The 20,001-nt window shown below is 62.7% G+C and carries 14 protein-coding genes and 1 pseudogene; 6 read left to right on the forward strand and 9 right to left on the reverse strand.

What is annotated here, in order from left to right; genetic code table 11:
• Positions 1-65: 65 nt before the first annotated feature.
• Positions 66-992, reverse strand: a complete 927-nt coding sequence (locus tag ACQKPZ_RS24470) for an alpha/beta fold hydrolase (RefSeq protein WP_427543186.1) — start codon at positions 990-992, stop codon at positions 66-68.
• A gap of 195 nt (positions 993-1,187) precedes the next feature.
• Here ACQKPZ_RS24470 and ACQKPZ_RS24475 point away from each other — a divergent pair, with 195 nt between their 5' ends.
• On the forward strand, positions 1,188-6,062 hold the full coding sequence (locus ACQKPZ_RS24475; RefSeq protein WP_427543189.1) for a dermonecrotic toxin domain-containing protein: 4,875 nt from the start codon (positions 1,188-1,190) through the stop codon (positions 6,060-6,062).
• Between the two features lie 4 nt (positions 6,063-6,066).
• On the opposite strand, the gene ACQKPZ_RS24480 is transcribed toward ACQKPZ_RS24475, so the two are convergent.
• The gene (locus ACQKPZ_RS24480; protein ID WP_427543192.1) at positions 6,067-8,511 is read right to left on the reverse strand and encodes a UvrD-helicase domain-containing protein; all 2,445 of its coding nucleotides are present in this window, start codon (positions 8,509-8,511) and stop codon (positions 6,067-6,069) included.
• 174 nt (positions 8,512-8,685) lie between these two features.
• Here ACQKPZ_RS24480 and ACQKPZ_RS24485 point away from each other — a divergent pair, with 174 nt between their 5' ends.
• Positions 8,686-9,384, forward strand: coding sequence for a pirin family protein (locus ACQKPZ_RS24485; protein WP_427543196.1), 699 nt, complete (start codon positions 8,686-8,688; stop codon positions 9,382-9,384).
• A gap of 170 nt (positions 9,385-9,554) precedes the next feature.
• Here the strand turns inward: ACQKPZ_RS24485 and ACQKPZ_RS24490 are convergent, their stop codons facing one another.
• The 7 genes from ACQKPZ_RS24490 to ACQKPZ_RS24520 all read right to left on the reverse strand — a co-directional run bounded on the left by ACQKPZ_RS24490 (position 9,555) and on the right by ACQKPZ_RS24520 (position 15,150).
• A complete protein-coding gene (locus ACQKPZ_RS24490; RefSeq protein ID WP_427543199.1) occupies positions 9,555-10,454 on the reverse strand; it encodes a SphA family protein in 900 nt (299 codons plus the stop codon).
• A 77-nt stretch (positions 10,455-10,531) separates the two neighbouring features.
• Positions 10,532-11,593, reverse strand: coding sequence for an NADH:ubiquinone reductase (Na(+)-transporting) subunit F (locus tag ACQKPZ_RS24495; RefSeq protein WP_391137144.1), 1,062 nt, complete (start codon positions 11,591-11,593; stop codon positions 10,532-10,534).
• 11 nt (positions 11,594-11,604) lie between these two features.
• Positions 11,605-11,964 carry a phenol hydroxylase subunit P4 gene (locus ACQKPZ_RS24500; RefSeq protein ID WP_427543202.1) on the reverse strand — a complete coding sequence of 120 codons (360 nt, stop codon included), beginning with the start codon at positions 11,962-11,964 and terminating at the stop codon, positions 11,605-11,607.
• A 64-nt stretch (positions 11,965-12,028) separates the two neighbouring features.
• Positions 12,029-13,543 carry an aromatic/alkene/methane monooxygenase hydroxylase/oxygenase subunit alpha gene (locus ACQKPZ_RS24505; protein ID WP_391137150.1) on the reverse strand — a complete coding sequence of 505 codons (1,515 nt, stop codon included), beginning with the start codon at positions 13,541-13,543 and terminating at the stop codon, positions 12,029-12,031.
• Between the two features lie 32 nt (positions 13,544-13,575).
• On the reverse strand, positions 13,576-13,845 hold the full coding sequence (locus ACQKPZ_RS24510) for an MmoB/DmpM family protein (protein ID WP_391137153.1): 270 nt from the start codon (positions 13,843-13,845) through the stop codon (positions 13,576-13,578).
• Positions 13,842-14,837, reverse strand: a complete 996-nt coding sequence (locus tag ACQKPZ_RS24515; protein ID WP_427543205.1) for an aromatic/alkene monooxygenase hydroxylase subunit beta — start codon at positions 14,835-14,837, stop codon at positions 13,842-13,844. Before ACQKPZ_RS24515 ends, ACQKPZ_RS24510 begins: the two co-directional genes overlap by 4 nt.
• A gap of 55 nt (positions 14,838-14,892) precedes the next feature.
• Positions 14,893-15,150 (reverse strand): phenol hydroxylase subunit, encoded by a 258-nt coding sequence (locus ACQKPZ_RS24520; protein WP_427543207.1) that lies wholly within the window; start codon positions 15,148-15,150, stop codon positions 14,893-14,895.
• 373 nt (positions 15,151-15,523) lie between these two features.
• Here ACQKPZ_RS24520 and ACQKPZ_RS24525 point away from each other — a divergent pair, with 373 nt between their 5' ends.
• From ACQKPZ_RS24525 to ACQKPZ_RS24540, 4 genes and pseudogenes are all read left to right on the forward strand, one after another.
• Positions 15,524-17,200, forward strand: coding sequence for a sigma 54-interacting transcriptional regulator (locus ACQKPZ_RS24525; RefSeq protein ID WP_427543210.1), 1,677 nt, complete (start codon positions 15,524-15,526; stop codon positions 17,198-17,200).
• A gap of 412 nt (positions 17,201-17,612) precedes the next feature.
• Positions 17,613-18,068: a DUF3304 domain-containing protein gene (locus tag ACQKPZ_RS24530; protein ID WP_391137165.1), complete on the forward strand. Its 456-nt coding sequence runs from the start codon at positions 17,613-17,615 to the stop codon at positions 18,066-18,068.
• Complete coding sequence (locus ACQKPZ_RS24535) at positions 18,056-19,228, forward strand: T6SS phospholipase effector Tle1-like catalytic domain-containing protein (protein WP_427543213.1); 1,173 nt, start codon at positions 18,056-18,058, stop codon at positions 19,226-19,228. The genes ACQKPZ_RS24530 and ACQKPZ_RS24535 overlap by 13 nt, the downstream gene beginning before the upstream one ends.
• Before the next feature lie 57 nt (positions 19,229-19,285).
• Positions 19,286-20,001 (forward strand): annotated as a pseudogene (locus ACQKPZ_RS24540) (T6SS phospholipase effector Tle1-like catalytic domain-containing protein); the annotation flags it as partial.

Below are 20,001 nucleotides of genomic sequence, written 5' to 3' on the forward strand. Positions count from 1 at the left end.
TTGTGCCGTGTGTGCGAGTAGGTTTGCCACCATAGCTCAGGTCCGCCTGGCGTGACCAGAATCAGCTACTCGTTCACCAAGCGTTGCAGCACACCCCCTTCATGGCGCGTCAGGATGCGCAGCAGCTGATCCACCAGCGCCCGGTCCGGCGCATCCAGGTGGAAGTGGTGCCCGCCCGGGTGCCAGGAAATCTTCGCCTGCCCGGGCAAGGCAGCCTCACGCCGGGTAAAGGCCTCGCCGGTAAACGCCCCCTGGCGCCCGAACAGCAGGTACAGCGGGCAGCGGATCTGGCTGAGCAAGTCGCAGGCTTCGCGCTCGGTCAGCGGCATCGGCTCGGGCAGCACCAGGCGCGGGTCGTGGCGCCAGCAATAGCCATCGCCCAGTTGCAGCAGATCGCGCAGCGCCAGCAGCCGTGCAGCCCCTTCCGACAGTTCGGTATCCAGGCGCTCGCGGCGCTGCGCCAGGGCGGTGTCAATGTCATCGAAGCGACTCACGTGCGGCTCGGCAAAGCCCGGCAACTGGCTGCGCTGCACCATGCGCTTGAGCCGGTAGGCCCGCGCCAGGTGCTGCACGCGGTCATCCTCGGCCACCGTGAACGGTGCGCCCATGCCATCGAGGAAGGTCATGCTGGCAATGCCGCTGGTCATGGCCGCTAGCAGCGATGCCACCCCGGTGCCCATGCCATGGGCCAGTACGTGGAATTGCGACAGGCCCAAGCTGTCGGTCACCGCCAGCATGTCCTGGGCATGCTCCCACAGGTAATAGCCACTGTCGTGGCGGCGATGGTCGGAGCGGCCGTGGCCGACCAGGTCGGGGGCCACCACGAAACAGCCATCAAGCATGGGGGCCAGGCGCTCGAACGACGCGGCATTGTCCAACCAGCCATGCAAGGCCAACACCGGAATGCCCTCTTCCGGCCCCCAGCAGCGCACGGCGATTTCGATACCGTTCAGGTCCAGCAGGTGGTCCTTGGGATGGAGCGGCGCACGCATGTTGTTCATCTCCCTGGCTGGTGCCTGGCGCGTACTCGTCAGGCCGGCAACCCACCTTGGCCCAGCCTGCCCCGCTGTGCTGGCCCCACGCCGACAGGTACATACGCGTAACCGACGACCACAGCGGGCAACTATGTACCCCACCCCGCCGGGCAACCTGGCGCTTCATGGGCGCTCCCTACACTGGAGAACCTCATGACCTACACCCCATTCCACCGCCAGCAGATCGTGCGCACGTTGCCTGACTGGAGCAAGGCACTGCACCGCGAGCATGCCAGCCTGATCGTGCAAAGCCTGCGCAAGGAATACCTGGATGCCGATGGGCTGCCCTACACCTGGTTCAGCCAGGCCGACACCCTCACGCAGCAAGCCGTACAGCTGGCCATTGCCCGACGCGACAGCAGCCGCACCGCCTTGCAAGCCGCATTGGCACCCTTGAAAGGGATTACCGAGTACTGCTCGCCGCTGCTGCAACGGCGATTGCAGATCGAGACCTCGGTGAGCCAGGCGCAGTACGTCTATCAACCCACGGCCATCGAGCGCCCCAAAGATGTACCGGGCGGCCCACCGGTGCCTACCGGACAGGGCACTGTGGTGGCCCAGGGCGACCCGCAGTACCGAAGCCTTCTGGACGCGGCCTTGCACAACTTTGAAGGTGCTCGCGACACCACACGGTTTACTCGCCTGCAACGCAGCCGGCACGACATCATGCCGCTGGTGGACCTGTCGGTAGCCGGGTTCATCTCGCACTGTCGCGCCCTGGACCTGGGCCAGCGCTATCAGGACCACCTTGACGAGGTTTTCGCGGGCGGGCAGGCAAGCCAGATACAAACACTGGCCATGAACGCCCGCCGCGATGAATTTCGCGTACATATCCGTATCGCCGCCTGCAAGGGCCTGATCGACCTCGATGCCTCGGCGGCCTTGCACGCCTTGGTCGCGGACCATGCCGCCCAGCCCAGCTACAAAGGGCGCCCCCTGCGCTGCTGGCAACTGATGCTGTTCGGCATACCCATTCATGAAATGCTGTTCATTGCGCCCGAACCTGACCGCGAGCATGACCCGGTGTTTCTCTATGACCCGGTGAGCGATGACCGGATCAGGGCGTTCCCATCGCTAAGCGAGGCGCACCGGTATCTACGCGAGCAGCTGTTGCAAGAAGCCTATCGCAAGCGCTTCGTCGGCCTGGCCTTGCAACAACAGCAGGCAGAGTTGAACCAGCGCCTGAGGCATGCCCTGTTCAGCAATGCGGGCGAGCGCGAGACGCAGGCGTTGCTGCCGCGTGACTCGGTACACCTGGACGCCGGGGAAGTGGCCCGCTCAACCCGCCCTTGGGCGGACCTGGAGTCGGCTCACCTGGCCAGGCTCAGGGCAGATGCCCGATCAATAGCGGTCCCCACCGCCGATGTAGACGCCCGGGTGCGTCAGCGCAACCTGGAATACTGGCTCGACCTTGGCTTTACCGTCGTCAATGTCGCCGCCATGTTCGTCCCGTGCCTGAACCCGATCATGCTGACGCTGGGCGCGGCACAGATAATGGGCAGCGTATTCGAGGGCATCAGTGCCTGGGAAGCAGGTGATAACGCACAAGCGCTGGCCCAGTTGGAGTCGGTCATGCTCAATATCGGGGTTGTTGTAGCAGCCGGTGCCGGCGCAGCAGTGTTCAAGGCATCCGGGTTTGTCGACGGCATGCAGAGCATCATCAAGGACGGCAAAGAGTACCTGTGGAGCCCCAGGCTGGATGACTATGCAAGCACTGTCTCGATACCCGAAAGCGTCGAAGCCGACCAGCAGGGCCGCTATACAGTGGAGGGCCGCGACTATGTAAGGATCGATGGCGCGCTTTACCAACAACAGCAGGAACATGGCCGTTGGCACCTGGCCCACCCGCAGGACCCGCAGGCCTACCGCCCACCGCTGTTGGACAACGGCGAGGGCGCCTGGCGTGCCGTACACGAAGCACCTGTGGAATGGGACCGGTCGCAACTGTTGAGACGCTTGGGGCCCATCGGTGACGGCCTGGACGAAGGCGAGCTGGAGGCGGCACTGAATTGCTCGGGTGAGCCGGACGCTACCTTGCGCCATGCCCAGGTAGCGGCGCAGCGGCCACCCGCGCTGTTGGCCGACTTGCTTGATCGGCTCAGGGCCGACCGCCAGGTTGACGACCTCATGCAACGTGTACGTGATCAAGCGCCGCTCCACGCCTACAGGAACTTTGCCCTGCCCAGCCTGACCGAACTGGATGGCTGGCCGCAACGTTATGTGATCAAAGCCTACCATGGCCCGGAAAACTGGGGAGCAAGCACGCGTTATGGCGCCGCCCCTGAAGGCGCCTTTGCGGTGGAGGTGGAAATCAACCGCAGTGAACTGGAGTCTGGTGCGCTCGGCGCGAGAGTGGTTGCGCAACTGGACGAACAGGCGCTGGTGGAGCTTTTGCCCGAAAGCATCGCTGTCAATGAACGCGGCGCGGCACTGGCCAACAAGCTCGCCCGCCATTTGGGGCAACACCGCGAAACCCTGCTTGAAAGGTTTTACACGCAACGTCAGCCCCCCCTCTCCCCTGAGCCCCAGGTCATTGCCAATCAGTTTCCAAGGCTGCCCCGGCGTGCCATCGAGGAGATCATGGCCCATACCGATGCCAGCGAGCGTGTGCGCTTGGCCGCGGGTCGAGTGCCGTTGCGGGTGGCCGAAGAGGCTCGGGCATTGCAGGCACGGGCCCGCCTGGACAGGGCGTTGCTGGGCTTGTATCGCCCGGCCCTGGCCACCGCCGACAGCGCGGTGCTGGATGCAGCGCTTGCCGCCGAACACCCTGCTGCCGATGCCTGGCAGCGCTTCGAACTGGCAGCCGCGGACCGGCGCCGAGCAGCCAGGCTGATTGGTCAGCAGCCCATCCGGCCTGGATATCGCTCGCCCATGCGCCTGGCGCATGGACGCGTTGGCTATCCGCTCAGTGGCTGGCTGTCTTGGTTCAGACCGGTGAATCGACGATTGCGCGCGCTCTATCCACGCCTTGATACCCCCCAGCGTAACGCGTTGCTACGCCAGCTGCGCCAACGCGGTGATGTCGGGGCACAGCTCAGCGCGCTGGAACGGGAGCGTGATGCACTCGACACGGCGCTGCGCCAATGGGAACGCGAAGGTATTGAAAGCCAGCGTAGCGGCCGCGCCGAAGTACGTGAACGGATCAACGCCGCCTGGCGCCGGGACGACCCCGACCGCCTCGAGTTGGAAGCCCTGGATGTCGAAAGCCTGCCATTCCTGCCCGCACGGTTCGATCACATCACCACCTTGAATATTCGCCGCATCGGCATCAGGCAACTACCACTCGACTTTTTCCAGAGCTTCCCAAGGCTGCGCACCTTGCGCCTGGTGCAAAGCCCCGAAATGGACTTCCAGGGGTTGTTCCAGGCGCTGGCACTCACACCGAACCTGGAAACCCTGGAGTTGGGCGGCAATGGCCTGAATACCCTGACCGTGGACATGCGCCAAGGCCTGGGCAGGTTGACCCAACTGCGCCGGTTGAGCCTGCGCCGCAATACCCTGCAACTGCACACCGCCGACCTGCAGGTGCTTGCGCAATTGCCCATTGAGGCACTTGACCTGGAAGACAACCACATCGTACTGGACGAGCCCCTGGCTTCGGCTTTTGCCAACCTGAGCACACTGCGTGAACTACGCATGACCAACAACCCGTTGCAGTACCCGCCCGACGTCACCGGGCTGGTGCAACTGGCAAACCTGCAATTGCGCAACTGCAGCCTGCAAGCGTGGCCGCGCGGCTTGACCCAACTGATGCTGCAAGCTGAACCCCGGTTACGCTATCTGGGCCTGAGCTACAACCCGATAGGCGAGGTTGAAGCGTTCGATAGCGTTGTCACCAGTCCGTACGCCGAAGCCATCCGCACCAGCCGCGACTATGGCTACTGGGATTTCAATGAGAACGGCCTGGACGACGAAAGCAATCGTCGGCTACGCGCAACCGGTGTGGAGGTGGATAGCGATAGCGACCTGTCGGACAGCGACGACGAGCCTTGGCTTGAATATGCCAACGCTGATCAGCAGCGGTTATGGCAAGGCTTGTTCGAGGAAGGTAACAACCGCCACTTGCGTGAAGTTGTCGTGCGCGCGGCCAATTCTGCCCAGGCACAGAACAGCCCGCACATAATGGCCGATCAAGTCTGGCGCCTGCTTGAGCAGGCGGGGCAGGACAGGGAACTGCGCACGCACCTGGACACTGTTGCGCAGGATTTCCCGCCTACTTGCGGTGACGCTGGCGCAGACGGTTTCAGCGCGCTGGAGCTTGAGGCGCAAACCTTCAGAGCGCTGGCCGTAGAGGCCGACCGCCCTTACTACCTGTTCAATTACTTCCGGCAGTTGTACCGCCGGGAAATGGTCAACGCCATGGCTGAGCGCATACAGCTTGCCCGCCTTGCACGCCAGGCCGGGCTGCTGGAGCTGGAAAGGATGCCTGCCGAAGCACAGCCTGAAAACCTGGCCTTGCCCGACCTCGACAGCCTTGATCAGCTCGCTGACGATGCACTGCTGCAAGGCGGTGTGGACCTGATAGAAATACGTCTGGCGCTCCGACAGGCGCTTAGCCCACTGCTGGTTTTTCCTGAACCCAGCCAAGGCATGCTGTACCGGCGCGAGGCCATGGTATCGCCGCGCGTCGAGCAAAATGTCCTCAGAGCCGTGCGTTTGCTGGATGGCACAGCCGCCGAGCGCAGAAGCTGGGTTGCACGGCAGCCCATCTGGCAGCGCTACCTCACGCAGCGCTTCAGCGAACGCTTCGCGAGGCTGGATGAGCAATGGTATCGAGGCCTGGAATACCTCGATTACTGCCTGGACCCTGAAAGCGAAGCCGTGACATCGCTGGATGACGCGGTACTGCAGGCTATCCGCGAAGCGTTGCCGGGAGCGCAGTTGGGCATAAACGGCGAACTTCGGAGGGTGGAGCTGAACAGCCGGCGCTACAAAGAAACCTGGGATGCGATGGAGGCCGCCCGCGAACGGCAACACCAGGCGCTGTTCGACCAGCTGACCTCCGAACAGGATTACAACAACAGATAACTCGCTACTGCCCGCGCAGGTCTTCGAAGAAGGCCTGCCGGCCATCCACCTGGCTCGACGCCCGCGGGGCCACCGCCGCATCAGCATTGGCGGCCTCCACATGCCAGTAGCAATGCTGCACCGCGCGGGTCACCGCCACGTAGGCCAGACGCTGCACTTCTTCTTTCTGCGCCGTATCAAACGCCTGGGCATCACCGGCCTTGCCCAGCCCGGCCTGGCGATACACCTGGTTCTTGTAGGGCGAGCTGGTCAGGTACTGGCAATCGCCCAGCATGAACACCGCATCGGCCTGCAAACCCTTGGCACTGTGGTAGGTGAGCTGACGCAACCGGCGCTGTTCGGCCGGCAATGCCGCTTCGGCATGCAGCACGCTTTGCAGGTGCTCGTTCATCAACGCCCTGTCGCTGCCCTTGCGGTACAGCATCATCACCGTCTCGCCCCGCTGATAGTGCTCGATCAACGTTTCGCCCAAGGCGGCTTCGTCGCGGTCGAATACCTTCACTGGCAAACCCGGCAGCTCAGCGGCGGGGCCGCTGGCACGGGCCTTCTTGCCGGCGATTGCGGGCGTGCCCTTGACCAGGTGCTCGGCCGCGTCGATCACCTGTTGCTGGCAGCGGTAGTTGTCGACCAGCATCACCCGGGTGTTGGCCGGTGACGGGAAGGCCTTGGTGAACTCCATGAAATACTTGGGCGAACTGCCACGCCAGCCGTAGATCGACTGCCAGTCGTCACCCACGCACAGCAACGACGAGTGCTGGGCGTGGCGCCCGGTGTGCATGGCCGGCCCACGCCGGCGGATTTCGGCCAGGCTGGCGCGCAGCCAACTGACGATCTGCGGCGACACGTCCTGGAATTCGTCGATCATCAGGTGCGCCAGCGGCCGCAGCAGCGGGTCGGGCAGCAGTTGCAGGTTTTCCGGGTTGTTCTCGCCAAACAGGGCGAACATACGGTTGTAGCTCATCACCGGGGGCGACTGGTCCAGCAGGTGCCCCTCCAGGGCTTTCCAGTACAGGGCCAGGGCCTCGAAGAACAAGGCATCGCTGTCGCCGGACGGAAAGCTCATCGCCGCTACTGCATTGTTCACGTCCAGGCCAAGGTTCTCGATGAAGTTGGCCGCACCGACAAAAGCGTCCAGCAGCGGCGCCGGGGCAAGCTCACCCTTGACCTTGTACTCGAACCCTGGCCCGGCCACGGCATCGCCAGCCAGCGAGGCCGCCAGGCGCCGGGCCATGGCATAGTTGTCGAGCCAGATCAGCGGCCGGTCGCAGAAGGCCTGCAACAGGGTGCGCTTGACCGCCCATTCGGCGCGCACCGCCAGCTTGGCGCCGGGGCGCTGATACTGCGCGCTTTCCGCCGGGTCAAAGCCCAGCACGACCAAAGGCCCCTGCCCCGCCAGGCGGCCGTGCACATGGAAACGGCTGCCACGGATATCGACGGTTTCGCGGCAAGGTTCGATGCCCTTGATCGGCCAGGCGCCGGCAGCGAACCACAGGTCCTCGATCACGTCGCACAGTTCTTCGTCGCGCTGGGCGGCCAACTGGGTCACCTGGGCGCGCTTCTGCACGTCGGGGTTGTTCGGGTCCAGTGGTTTCAGTTGCAAGGCTTCGCTGCGCAGCAGGCCCACCAGCTCGGCAAAGCGGGGGCTGTCACCCAGCAAGCTGCTGTAGCACTGGTTCAGTTGCTGGCGCTGGGCGTCGTTAAGGCGCAGGTCGAACGGGTTGCTGTCGGCCTCGGCCTCGCGCCCGACAGGCATCTCATTGCCCAGCGTCTCGAATGCGCGCACCTGGTCGAAGCCCGGCAGGCTGCGCACCAGCGGCAGGATGCGCGAATGGAAAGTACGCACCAGCTCGCGGGCCTGCACCGGTTGCAGGTTGATCTGCCACAGGGCAAACACGTGCAGCAGGCGCTTGATGAAGTCCTTGCGCGACTCACGGGTGAAAGTGACCACGGTCATCGCGTCCAGCTCGTACCCCAGGTAATGGCGCAGCAGCAATATGCGCAGCACCAGCGACGTGGACTTGCCCGCACCGGCACCGGCCACTACACAGGTGGACGGCGTGTCGCTGAAAATCAGCTTCCATTGCGCGGCACTGGGCTGGGCCTCGGCGGGCAGGCGCTGGGCGACATCGGCCTTGAAGCGCTTTTTCAGCTCGGCCGTCAACGGCAGGCGCCAATCGTCGAACAAGTTGTCGTCCTGGCCCGGCACGCCAGCGCTGTCGGGGCGGGCATCACGGATCACCAGCACCTGGCGCCCTGCCTCATAGCCCTCCACCCAGGAGTCGCGGTGCTGGGCTTGCAGGCGGGTCAGCCCACGCCCCAGCAGGCGGGCGGCCAAGCGGCGAAACCAAGGCAGTTGGGCGGGCGGGGTAAGGTCGGCGGGGGCCAGGGGTTGCTCGTGGGCCACGGTCACTCCGTTGAAAAACAAAATCAGCAGCCATGTTCGCCGCATCGGCAGAAAATCGCCAGCGAATGCTTACAGATCAGTGGATTAGGCGATTAAACGACTTCGGGACACTGCGTTAAACATCAACATAACTGATTGCTTTAAGCCGATATTTACGCTTATTTTCGATCTTTCTTTAGCGCATCATGGCGTCATTCCACTGATTCAAGGAGCACGACCATGCTGCAACTGCGACCGTTCGAAAGCCTCGGCCACGCCAACCACGGCTGGCTCGACGCCCATCACCACTTCTCGTTTGCCGAGTACTACGACCCGGCGCGCATGCACTGGGGCAACCTGCGGGTATGGAACGACGACCTGATCGCGGCTGGCAGCGGCTTCCCGCCACACCCGCACCGCGACATGGAAATCATCACCTATGTGCGTGAAGGTGCGATCAGCCACCAGGACAGCCTGGGCAACAAAGGCCGTACCGAAGCCGGTGACGTGCAGGTGATGAGCGCCGGTACCGGCATCGTGCACAGCGAGTACAACCTGGAAGACGTCGATACGCGTATTTTCCAGATCTGGATCGTGCCGGAGCGCACGGGTGAAGCACCGCAGTGGGGTAGCCGGCCGTTCCCTAAAGGCGAACGTGGCGAAGGCTTCGTGACCCTGGCCAGCGGCCGCGTGGGCGATGAAGGCAGCCTGCAGATCCGCACCGATGCCCGCCTGGTGGCAGCCACTTTGCGTGCAGGTGAAACCGCCGAGTACCGCTTCGATGCTGCTCGCCGGGGTTACCTGGTGCCGGCCAAAGGGCTGGTGGAAGTCAACGGGTTGCGGGCCAAGGCGCGCGATGGCGTGGCGATCGAGCAGGAAGAGGTGCTGCGGGTGACCGCCATCGAAGACAGCGAGATCGTGCTGGTGGATGTGGCTTGAGCCTTTTCATTGTCGCCACATCTGTAGGTACTCTCCTGTGGGAGCGGCCTTGCGTCGCGAAAGGGCTGCGCAGCGGCCCCAGGATGTCAGTGTCATAGCCTGAATCGCCGGGGCCGCTTTGCGGCCCTTTCGCGACGCAAGGCCGCTCCCACAGTGGAGAAAGCACGCGTTCAGAAGGGCAAGGTCAGCTTCAACCAGTAGGCATCGCCCTGGGCGCGGTTGCGCACTTCGGTTTCCTTTGACCACTTCGCCGTCACGAACCAGCCATCCTTGCCGCTGTACTTGATCGACGGGCCCACGGCAAAGCTGCGCCCTTTGTTGCCCTCTACACGCTCACCGTCCTGATTGTCGTCTGTGGTCTGGCGGTAGTAGTACCCCCCTACCCCCACTACCCAGCCATTGCCCACCCCCCACCCCACGGCATAGTCCACATGAAATTCCTGCCCCGAGCGGTAATCGGTGGCCGGGTTGCGCCGGTTGAAGTCGTACATCACCTTGGCATCCAGGTTGAGCCCGGCCGGGTCGATGTAGCTCATCGCATAGACCGGCTCGAACACCCAGTAATTGCGCCCCGGGTTGGCCAGGTCGTCCTTGTCGTAGCGGCCGGTGGGGGCAATCATGTCGAAGGCCAGGATGCTGTGGAACTTGTCACTGTGGTGAAAGCCCAGCGCCGGGCCGAAGATCACGTCACCCAGCCCGCTGTTGTGCTGCGACTGGCCATTGAGCGAGACCTTCACATCCACCAGCGGCACAATGGCATGCAGCGCCAGGCTGCCACCCAGCACCGTGTAGTCACTCACCCAGATCAACCGCGGCACGACGGCGTTGGCACGCACACGAAAGTCCACCGGCAGTTTGCGCCCGTCGTTGCCACGCAGGTTGTCGGCCTCGTAGTGGTTGACGAACAGCTGGCCATAGAAGCCCGGGGGCGGCATGGCGCCAGACATGTAGTTTTCGGCACCGAGCGGGTAGGACGTGCCGCCCCCTTCGGTGGCATGGCACAGGTTGGCAGCGCCGAACCACGAAGTGCACACGGCAAGGCGCAGCAGGTTTGCAAGGGTCGGGGTCATCGGGTCAACCTTTCTTGTTGTTATCGGTCGGGTGCATGCCGGCCCCCTGCAAGCCTGGGAGCCGGGCATCAAGGGATTCAGATGCGCTTGAACAGGGCCGAACGCTGGCCTTCGCTGGCACCATCGGCGGCGCTGTAGAAGCGCTCCATGAAGATGTCGCGCTCGAACAGGCGGCCCTGCATCAGGCAGCTGATGGCGGCATCGATCATCGGTGGCGGGCCGCACAGGTAGGCCTTGTGACCGTTGAAGCGGCCATTGAAATACTGCCTGGCGGCGTCGTGCACGTAGCCGCGCATGCCCTGCCACTGCTCGTCTTCGGCGGCCTGGCTAAGGGCGGGCACGTAACTGAAGTTGGCATGCTGGGCAGCCAACGCCTCGAACAGCTCGCGGTTGTATAGCTCGGCACGGGTACGGGCACCCTGGAACAGGGTGATACGCCGGGTATCGCCACGCGCCAGCAAGTCGAGGATCATCGACTGCGGGCTGGACAACCCCGAGCCGCCAGCAATGAAAACCAGGTCGCCCGGCTGCGAGCTGCGCACGAAGAACTGCCCGTAAGGGCCGGACAGCGCCAGCGCATCGCCCACCTTGAGCTGATGGTGAATGTGCCCGGTAGCTGCACCGCCTTCCACCAGTCGCACATGCAGTTCCACCTCGTCGGCCCGCTGCGGCGGGTTGGCCAGGGAGAATGCGCGGCTGCCTTCGATGCCGGGCAGTTGCAGGTTCACGTACTGCCCGGCCTGGAAGGCCATCGGCCGGTCGAGCTTCAGGTGCACGCCACGAATGGTGGGTGACAGCTCGACCAGTTGGGTGACCACCGCACGGTAGTCCTGCACCGGCAGGCCGGCAAAGTCCGGGTCGACATCGATGTCGGCCTCGATCACCAGGTCGCTCTGCGGGATGGCGCAACAGGCCAGCACCTTGCCCTCGTCGCGCTCCATGTCCATCAGCGCGAAGGGCGAAGCCGCGCCGAGGTCGACCTCGCCTTCCAGTACCTGGCATTTACAGGTGGCACAGGTGCCGTGGCCACAGGCAAACGGCAGCCACACGCCCTGGCGCAAGGCAGCTTCGAGGATGGTCTGGCCCTCCTCCACTTCAATCTGTTCGCCGGTTGGTTCGATGGTGACTTGATAACTCATGGCGGCAATCCTCAGTTGTGGCTGCCGCCCAGGCCTTCAAGGCCGGGGGTGTGCAGGTGCAGCAGGCTTTTGTGAGCGACGCCGTTGGCCGCCAGGCCACAGGCCAGGTCGGGCGTGAACGGCTGCTCATCCAGGCGCCACAGCGCAGCGGCAAAGTCCACCTGGGCAGCCTCCGGGTGCAGGGCAATGGCCGGTTTGACCACCTGCTCGATGAAGGCGGCAAAGGGCTGCGTCGGGTCCACCGGCAGGGTGAACGGTGCGCAGAACAGCAAGTGGTTCTCCCAGCACAGGTAAACCAGCTGGGCGCCGTGGAAGTTGGCCTGGAGGTCCAGGGGTTTGGCGGTGTAGGTGCCGATGGCGGTCACGGGCATGGCGTTGTTCCTCTTGTTCTTGTAGGGCCAGGGCGCAGCAACGGCGCCCTGGTGGTTCGATGGCTCAGACGGCCTTGCGCGCGGCACCCTGCAACGCCTGCCAGCGCGCCTGTTCGGGCGAGCCCTGGTACTCGAAGTTGTCCTGCCCGGGGTTGATGTTGTAGTAGTCGCGCACCACCGACTCGACATCGCCGCCACCGCAGTTGCCCTGCAAGATCTGATGCACCGGCAACCAGGCCTGCACGTACTTTTCCGGCTCGAAGGCGAAGATGTCGCAGCAGCCATCGGAGCAGAAGTGGTAGCGCTCGCCTTCATGCACCAGGCTACGGTGGCTCAACTGCGTTGGCGCATCCGGCTCGGTGAACGCCAGCGGGATCTGGCAGATCTGGCAGAGCATCGGCAGCGTCGGGTTGTAGAAGCGTTCGCCCCGCGCCTGCAGATCGCGCCAATGCTCGTAGCGCGGCCGGTAGTAACGGTCGAAGGTGTCCGGGTACTTGGCCGACAGCCAGTCCAGCTCCTCGTCGGTGGGGATCCAGGTGTGGAAGTTGGTAGCCTGGCTGTACTGGTAGAAGATCGACCAGGCCTGGTGGCTGATGTGCTCCTTGCCGATGGTGGTCTGCTCGACGTACTTCGGCGGGCGGATGCCATAACGTTCCAGGTCCTTGAACAGCGCGCCACCGGCCTGCTCGAAGTACACCTCCCAGGCTTCGGCCCAGGACATCACCTTGTTCGGCAGCATGTAGTCCATCATCATTCCGACCAGGGTCAGCAGCCGGTAACCACGCCAGAACCACTTGTCGATCCAGCGCTGCACGATGGGCACGTTGTCCTCGTGCTGCTCCAGCAGGAACTTGATCACCTCCAGGCCCAGGGTCATGTGCCGGGCTTCGTCAGACTGTGCCGAGAAGCCGAAAGTGACCGTGGCCATGTCGCCGTTGAACGCGGCACCCGACATGAACGGCACGAACAACAGGTTGGTCAGCACGTACTCGAACGAAAACGAGATTGCGGTGAGGAACTCGAACGGCCCCGCCGTGCGGGCATCCTCGAAGAACGACTTGGGCACCGACAGGAACCACACCCGGTCATGCATGTGGGCAAAATCATGCAGGCCGTTGAAGTGCTTGTTGTAGTGGCTCATGGCGTGCACCTGGGTCTGCACGTGGCGCAGCTCGTCGATGGCCTGCATCTGGCAGGCCACCCGCGCCCCGGCGCCACCGAAGTGCCGGCCAACCCGGGCAAACCCCTGGTAGGCCTGGTACTCCAGCGGCGTAACGCCGCTCAGAAACAGCTTGAGGGCATTGACGTAGCGGGCGTCGGAGATGTTCTGATGCCCGTTGTTCTGGGCAAAGGCATCGAAGATCGCGTACAGCTTCTTCTCTTTTTCGGCCTGGTACTTCCAGTAGGCGTCCATGGTCAGGCGGAACGGGTCTTCCCACTTGTCCCAGTCGGTGATCTTGATGCCTTCGAACCGCTCGTAGGGGTAGATGGCGTCCTTGCTCTGGTAGCTTGGCTCCCAGCCCAGGTCGCGGGTCAGGCAGCGGTACTTGTCTTTCTGGTTGAGGCGCTTGGCGGCCATGGTGGTCTCCCTTGTTCTTGTCGTTGTGCGGATCAGTTCCAGTGCAGGGCGAAGCAGTCTTCGTCTTCCTCGACGTTGCCGCCCAGGGTGATCACGTCGATCAGCATTTCCTGCACGTCCCATTCACGGCCGATCTTTTCCTCCACCGTGGCGCGGTGGATTTCCAGGCGCCCTTCGGCCTGCACGCGGATCATCGCCGGCTGGTGCTGCACCTGGGCATGCGGGTTGTCCTGGCTGATGGCCTCGACGATGTAGCGGGCGCTGTCGTTGTCCTGGAAGGCGATGTACACGAGGGAAGTCATGCGGCGTCTCCACTGAGGCCCAGTTTTTTCAGGCGTGCGCCAAAGGTGCTGTCGATGGCATCCAGTGCTTCGCGGCCAGGGCCAGCCTCGGCCAGCGGCAGCAGTGCTTGCACAGCGCGGCTGCGCCATTGGCATACCCAGCCCTCGATCAATTGGCGGTTGGACGGGCTTTCGGCAACGGCAGTCCTGACCAGGGCGTCGACCCAGCGCTGGCTTTCGGCAAACCACAGGCGCATGAACTCGGTAAGCATGCCCAGTTGCCCTGCCCCGATGGCCACCAGTTGCGCATCGAAGTGCTCGAACAGCAGCGGGTACAGCAGGCCGTCGCTGACCAGGTTCTGTGCCAGGCTCAGCTCGAACCAGTCGCGCAACACCAGGCTGTCTTCCACGTAGCGGCGCAGCCCTTGCCAGGCCGGCTCGTGCAGCCAGCGTTGCTTGGCCTCGGCCAGCAGCGCCAGGCCGTCGTCCTCCAGCAGCAAACCGATGCGCGACAGGTATTGGGCAATGGCCAGGCGGTCCATGGCGTGGAACATGTGCATCTGGGTGACGCTGGTGCCGAAGGCGTCCGCAGCGATGCCGCTGTTGTTCATGTTGGCGCCCAGTTCGGCGTGGCGCAGGGGCAACAGGAAACGCGCAATCAGGGCGCGGGTTTCAGCTGGCAGGCTGGCCAGCAGCTCGCGCTTTTCACAGAACGCGAAGCTGTGCTCGGCGTTTTCCTGCATGCGTGCGCGGGCCTGCACATAGGCGCCGTAGTAGTACTGGCGCGGGTCACTGACGGCGTACCAGTCGGCCATCTGCACCGCGGTGCGGCTGGGGTCGTTGAGCAGTTTGTCGGGCTGCCACAGCGGGCGGTAATGGAAGTTGCTGGCGGCCTCGATGTCGAAGCTGGCTTCCTGATAGCGGCTGGCAGGTTTGTCGCCGAAACGCCGGCGGGTGTGGCTGAAGGTCTGGCGGATCGGCTCGACCGTGGCCGTCTTGATCTCGATGCTCATGCAAGGCGTCCTGTACTTGTTGTTGTGGGGATGCAATGCGCCGGCAGGCGGCGCTCTACTCGTCCGCGTCGCGGCTTTCGCCGTACCGCCACTTCTGCAGGTCGGCATCGACAGCAGCGGCCATCGCGGCGTCCATGTGCTGCACCCGGTTACTGGCGCAGAAGCTGGCAAAAGCGGTGTGGGGCAGGACCAGTTCAACGAACAGGTCCGGGTAACCGATGGCGAAATCGAATTCGACAAAGGCCGCGTCCGGCGCGCTGCGCACACGGACGTAGCGCGGCATCTGTTCGAAGGAAGGGCTGGCTTGGGTCATGCGCTGATGCTCCGGTTGGACGTACCGAGGGCTAGGGCAACGGCTATGCCAGACGCCGTTAAAACATTAAAAAAACGCATACCATATTGTTTTATATGGTTTTTATTTTATTCATGATGTGATCAGGCGCGGCGCCGCGAGCGCGTTGCAGCTTGACCGTTTGATCATTTGCTCAATCGCGCCTGCGTCGTTTGAGCAAATGAAGAACATGACGGGTGATTGACTTTTGCCCCGCTTTCAGGCGGTTTAGAAAAGAGAATGACCCGGGGCCTTGCCTGCACACCGCGGTCGTCCGGCGTGACCAGTCAACCCGCCTTGCCTGAGCGGGCGCACGCCAATTCCCCATACAACTACAAGCAAGGGGCGCAAGCGAATGATTACCCAGTACAGGGCGCCGGAACCTGCGCCGGCGCTGAAAGACCTGACCGAGCGGGTGCGGTTTGAAGGCACCGAAGGCAAAGTCTGGCTGGACGAGCAGCGTATGCTGCTGGTGCAGGCCGCGACCATGGCCAGCATGCGCCGCGAGCTGATCGAAATGCTCGGTGTGGAGCGGGCCAAGGGCTTTTTCCTGCGCCTGGGCTACCAGTCGGGGCTGAAGGATGCCGAACTTGCGCGCAAGCTGCGGCCCAACGGCAACCCGGTGGAAATGTTCTTCATCGGCCCGCAGTTGCACTCGCTCAAGGGCATGGTCAAGGTGCGCCCGCTGCAGCTGGAAATCGACCTGGACAACGGCCATTTCTATGCCGATATCGAATGGCAGGACTCCTTCGAGGTGGAAAACTGCCAGTCCGAAGCCCTGCATTCCGACCAGCCGGTGTGCTGGATGCTGCTGGGTTATGCAATCAGCTACAGCTCGTTCTTCCTCGGCCGCCAGGTTCTGTACAAGGAGGTCAGCTGCCGCGGCTGTGGCGGCAGCGAATGCCGCATCATCGGCAAGCCGGTGGAGCAATGGGACGATGTGGACACCTTTTTGCGCTACTTCCAGAGCGACCCAGTGATCGACGAACTGCAATCGCTGCAGGTGCAGGTAGCCAACCTGCGCCAGCGCCTGCAGTATGAGTCGGGGCAGTTCTACGGCATCGGCCAGTCGGCGGTGTACCGGCGCTGCTGCACGCTCACCGACAAGGTCGCCCCGGGCAAGGCCTCGGTGCTGTTGCTGGGCGAAACCGGGGTTGGCAAGGAAGTGATCGCCCGCAGCCTGCACCTGCGCAGCGAGCGCGCTGGCGCGGCGTTTGTGGCGCTGAACTGCGCGACCATCCCGCCAGACCTGATCGAAGCCGAGCTGTTCGGCGTTGAGAAGGGCGCCTACACCGGCGCCCAGCAGGCGCGCATGGGCCGCTTCGAGCGGGCCAACGGCGGCACGCTGTTCCTGGACGAAATCGTCGAGCTAACCCCGCGCGCCCAGGCCAGCCTGTTGCGCGTGCTGCAGGAAGGCGAACTGGAACGGGTGGGAGACAGCCGCACGCGGCCAGTGGATGTGCGGGTAATCGCTGCTACCCACGAGAACCTTGAACAGGCGGTCAAGGACGGCCGTTTTCGTGCCGACCTGTTCTACCGGCTGAACGTGTTCCCGGTGCAAATCCCGGCATTGCGCGAACGCCGCGAAGACATCCCGCTGCTGATCGAGCACTTCCTCGGCCGCCTGCACCAGAGCTACGGCAAGAAAACCCGTGGCCTCAGCGACCGGGCGATGCAGGTATGCCTGCAGTACGACTGGCCGGGCAACATCCGCGAGCTGGAAAACCTCATGGAGCGCGGGGTGATCATCACCGATGAAAACCAGAGTATCGGCCTGGACGCGCTATTCCCGCATGCGCCGCCGGCAATCGACAGTATTGGCTTGGGCAGCGACGGCCGGTTGGTGGCGGGCGGTGACCAGGCTTCGCCCGGTTGGGTGGCGCAGATTCTCGACAGTGGTACAGGCCTGGACGCCGTCGAGGAGGCGCTGATGCAGGAAGCCATGCAGCGCTGCGGGCAGAACGTTTCCGAAGCCGCCCGCCTGCTCGGCATGACCCGCCCTGCCCTGGCCTATCGGCTGAAGAAGGGGTGAACTAGCCGCCGCGATTTTTTGCAAGGCCGTGCGGGAGCGACTGTCTTGTTCAAAATCTGAAAGCTTGCGCAATCCCTGTGAGAGACCGAAGCAGCTTCCTGATCACTCGCACAAGCGCCTGGACAGCTCCACCTTGTAGGGCATTTCCGAAAATGACCTGCTTTGCCGATTTGCGCTTGATGATGCATGGCCGCTGCGCCAAGTTCATTGCCTTTGGTAGTCCTCCTGGGGTGTGGTTTAGCCACACAAGCCAGGGCCATGAATCGGCAAGGAGCTTGGCATGGATCTCTTACATAGCGTTGCAGCACCTCAGTGCGCCCCCCCACGGCGGGGCTGGAGTCATTTCCATGCCAGTAGCCGGCATTGTCGGGGCATCGCACTGGCGGTTCTGGGCACGGCCACCTTGATACCGATGGGTGAAGCACACGGCAGTACGATTGAGGCGGTGAACCATACCCATTGGGCGATCAACCATTTCAGTGTGGATGGACGATCGGGAATAGACATCATTGGTGCGTATCAGGGTGGAGGGGGGGCATGCTGCGTTGTGCTTCCTGAGCGATGGTACTCAGGCCTGAAGGTTCGAGTCGACTGGGAAACAGGTGTGTCAGGATCAAAAGGGTTCCCCGGGTTTGTTGATCGAGAAAAATATTCAAAATGGCTCGCTGATGCCGACGCGCAGAAGCGCCAACATAGCCAGCTGATTTCCGTCCCCGATTACACAGGCCAAAAAGTCTGCGGCATCACAGTCCACTTTCTGCCCTGCGACGACATTCAAGTCACTACATCCTGTTATGCGTACGGCAACCCCGAATACCCGATCAAAACCCCTCTGCACCTGCCGGAGCCTCAGTCATGTCCAAAGTAAACAAAGCTCCTGTTTGGTATCCACCTGAGTTCCCACTGCAAGGCCGTTTGCCGCAGCGTGACTTTGAGGTTCACCAAAATCTCTGGCGCCAGCGCAGCATGGAGCGTGACTACCACGACGCACTATGCGTGGCCTCAGGCTCCCGCGTGATGCCGCCATGCTGCAAGACCTTGCACGTCAGCCTGTTCTTCGATGGCACGGGCAACAACCTGAACAATGACCTGTATGAATCGGCCGTACCGCACCCCACCAACATCGCCCGCCTGTTCCGCGCGACCATCGGCGCTGGTCATGCCGGTGGAACATTGCACAATGGCAAGGCGCGTTGGTTGACTGATGAGGCGGGCAGTGGCTACGGCCAGTACTTCAAGTACTACATGCCGGGTGTAGGCACACCGTTTCCGGAAGTGGGCGATCTGGATTACACCAGCGATGGTCTGGCCTTCGCCCGACGTGGCGAGGAGCGGATCAACTGGGGCCTGTTGATGGTGATTGATGCATTGCGCCGTGCGATCGGCCTGCCGCGGCGGGACAATGCCACCCTCATGGCGGGGGTCGAGGAAATGGGCACCTGGCGGGGCACCGAATGGATCACGGGCCGGGCCAACCGGGGCAGAGTGTTCCGCCGTGAACTCAAGGCCTTGCAGGAGCCATTGCGCAGGGCGCTGAGCGCGCTGCCACCCAGTCAACCGACCCTGGTGGGCATGAAGTTGTATGTGTATGGGTTTTCCCGAGGCGCGGCGGCGGCGCGGGCGTTCGTCAACTGGTTCAACCAGTTGCTGGTGCCGAAAGAGCCGACGCCGACACTGCAGATCAGCGACTTGAGGTTGCCGGTCAGCGTTGAGTACCTGGGCCTGCTGGATACGGTGGTTTCGGTGGGGTTGGCCGATATTGCACCGGGCGCGAATGGGCATATGGGCTGGGGCGATGGTAGCCAGGAGCTGCCGAGAAGTCCGCTGGTCAAGCGTTGCCTGCATATCGTCGCCAGCCATGAGCAGCGCTTGAGCTTTCCGCTGGAGTCGATCCGGCGAGAGGACGGGACGTATCCGGATAACAGCGTCGAGGTGATTTATCCGGGCGTGCACAGTGATCAAGGGGGAGGATATCCGCCGGGTGATCAGGGCAAGGCAGTAGGAGACGCTGATGACTTACTGTTGTAACAAGTTGCCCTGAATGATTTGTATGCGGATGCTTTTAAATATGGTGCGCCGTTAAAAGTGCCTGAGAGCGTATTGCCTCAAGAAATAAGTGGTGAGCAGTGGCGCGCACTGGATATCGAGATATTACGATCATTTGATTGCGCCGAGGACTTAATTAAGCGTTTCAATTCTTGGCGTATTGCGACGCTATCGTCAGGACAGGCTTCTTCAGGGAATGAGCAATATTATAGTCCATATATTTCAGCTTCTAATCTTGAAATTGCACTTCGTAATCAAATGGACTGGCTCACCGCCTGGCGCATTGATCGCTACGCCTTTGGCAGCCTGGAAAATACGGCTTTCTATCACGCCGCCACGGATGAACACGCAACTCCCGAAGCCCGGGCTACGGCTGAGGCCGCACGTAACCAAAAGCAGAACGAGGTCGTCAAGCGTCGTAAGATGCAGATGCACCGAGAGCTGCACGGTGCTGCGAAAATGCCGTTGGAACCCGGGGTCAAAGACTTCGACCCCGATAGGTCAAAAAGTCAGTTACGCGAAGCCGCCGAAGAGTTCCGCAAGATTTACCGTGATCTCGACAGCGACCCCTACCTGACTTTCTTCAGGCGCGCGCGTTGGGTCAACATTCCGGCATTCATTACCTACTGGAACAGTGCGCAAAAGATAGCTGAGCACGAACGCATGAGAGCCGGTGGACAAGCCAAGGTCAACCAACTGTTCCCACCAACGCCATGGCAGAAGAACCCTAGCTCGGTAACCAACCGTGGAAACGT

The sequence above is a fragment of the Pseudomonas sp. NPDC089547 genome, from assembly GCF_050280665.1.
Classification (GTDB): Bacteria; Pseudomonadota; Gammaproteobacteria; order Pseudomonadales; family Pseudomonadaceae; genus Aquipseudomonas.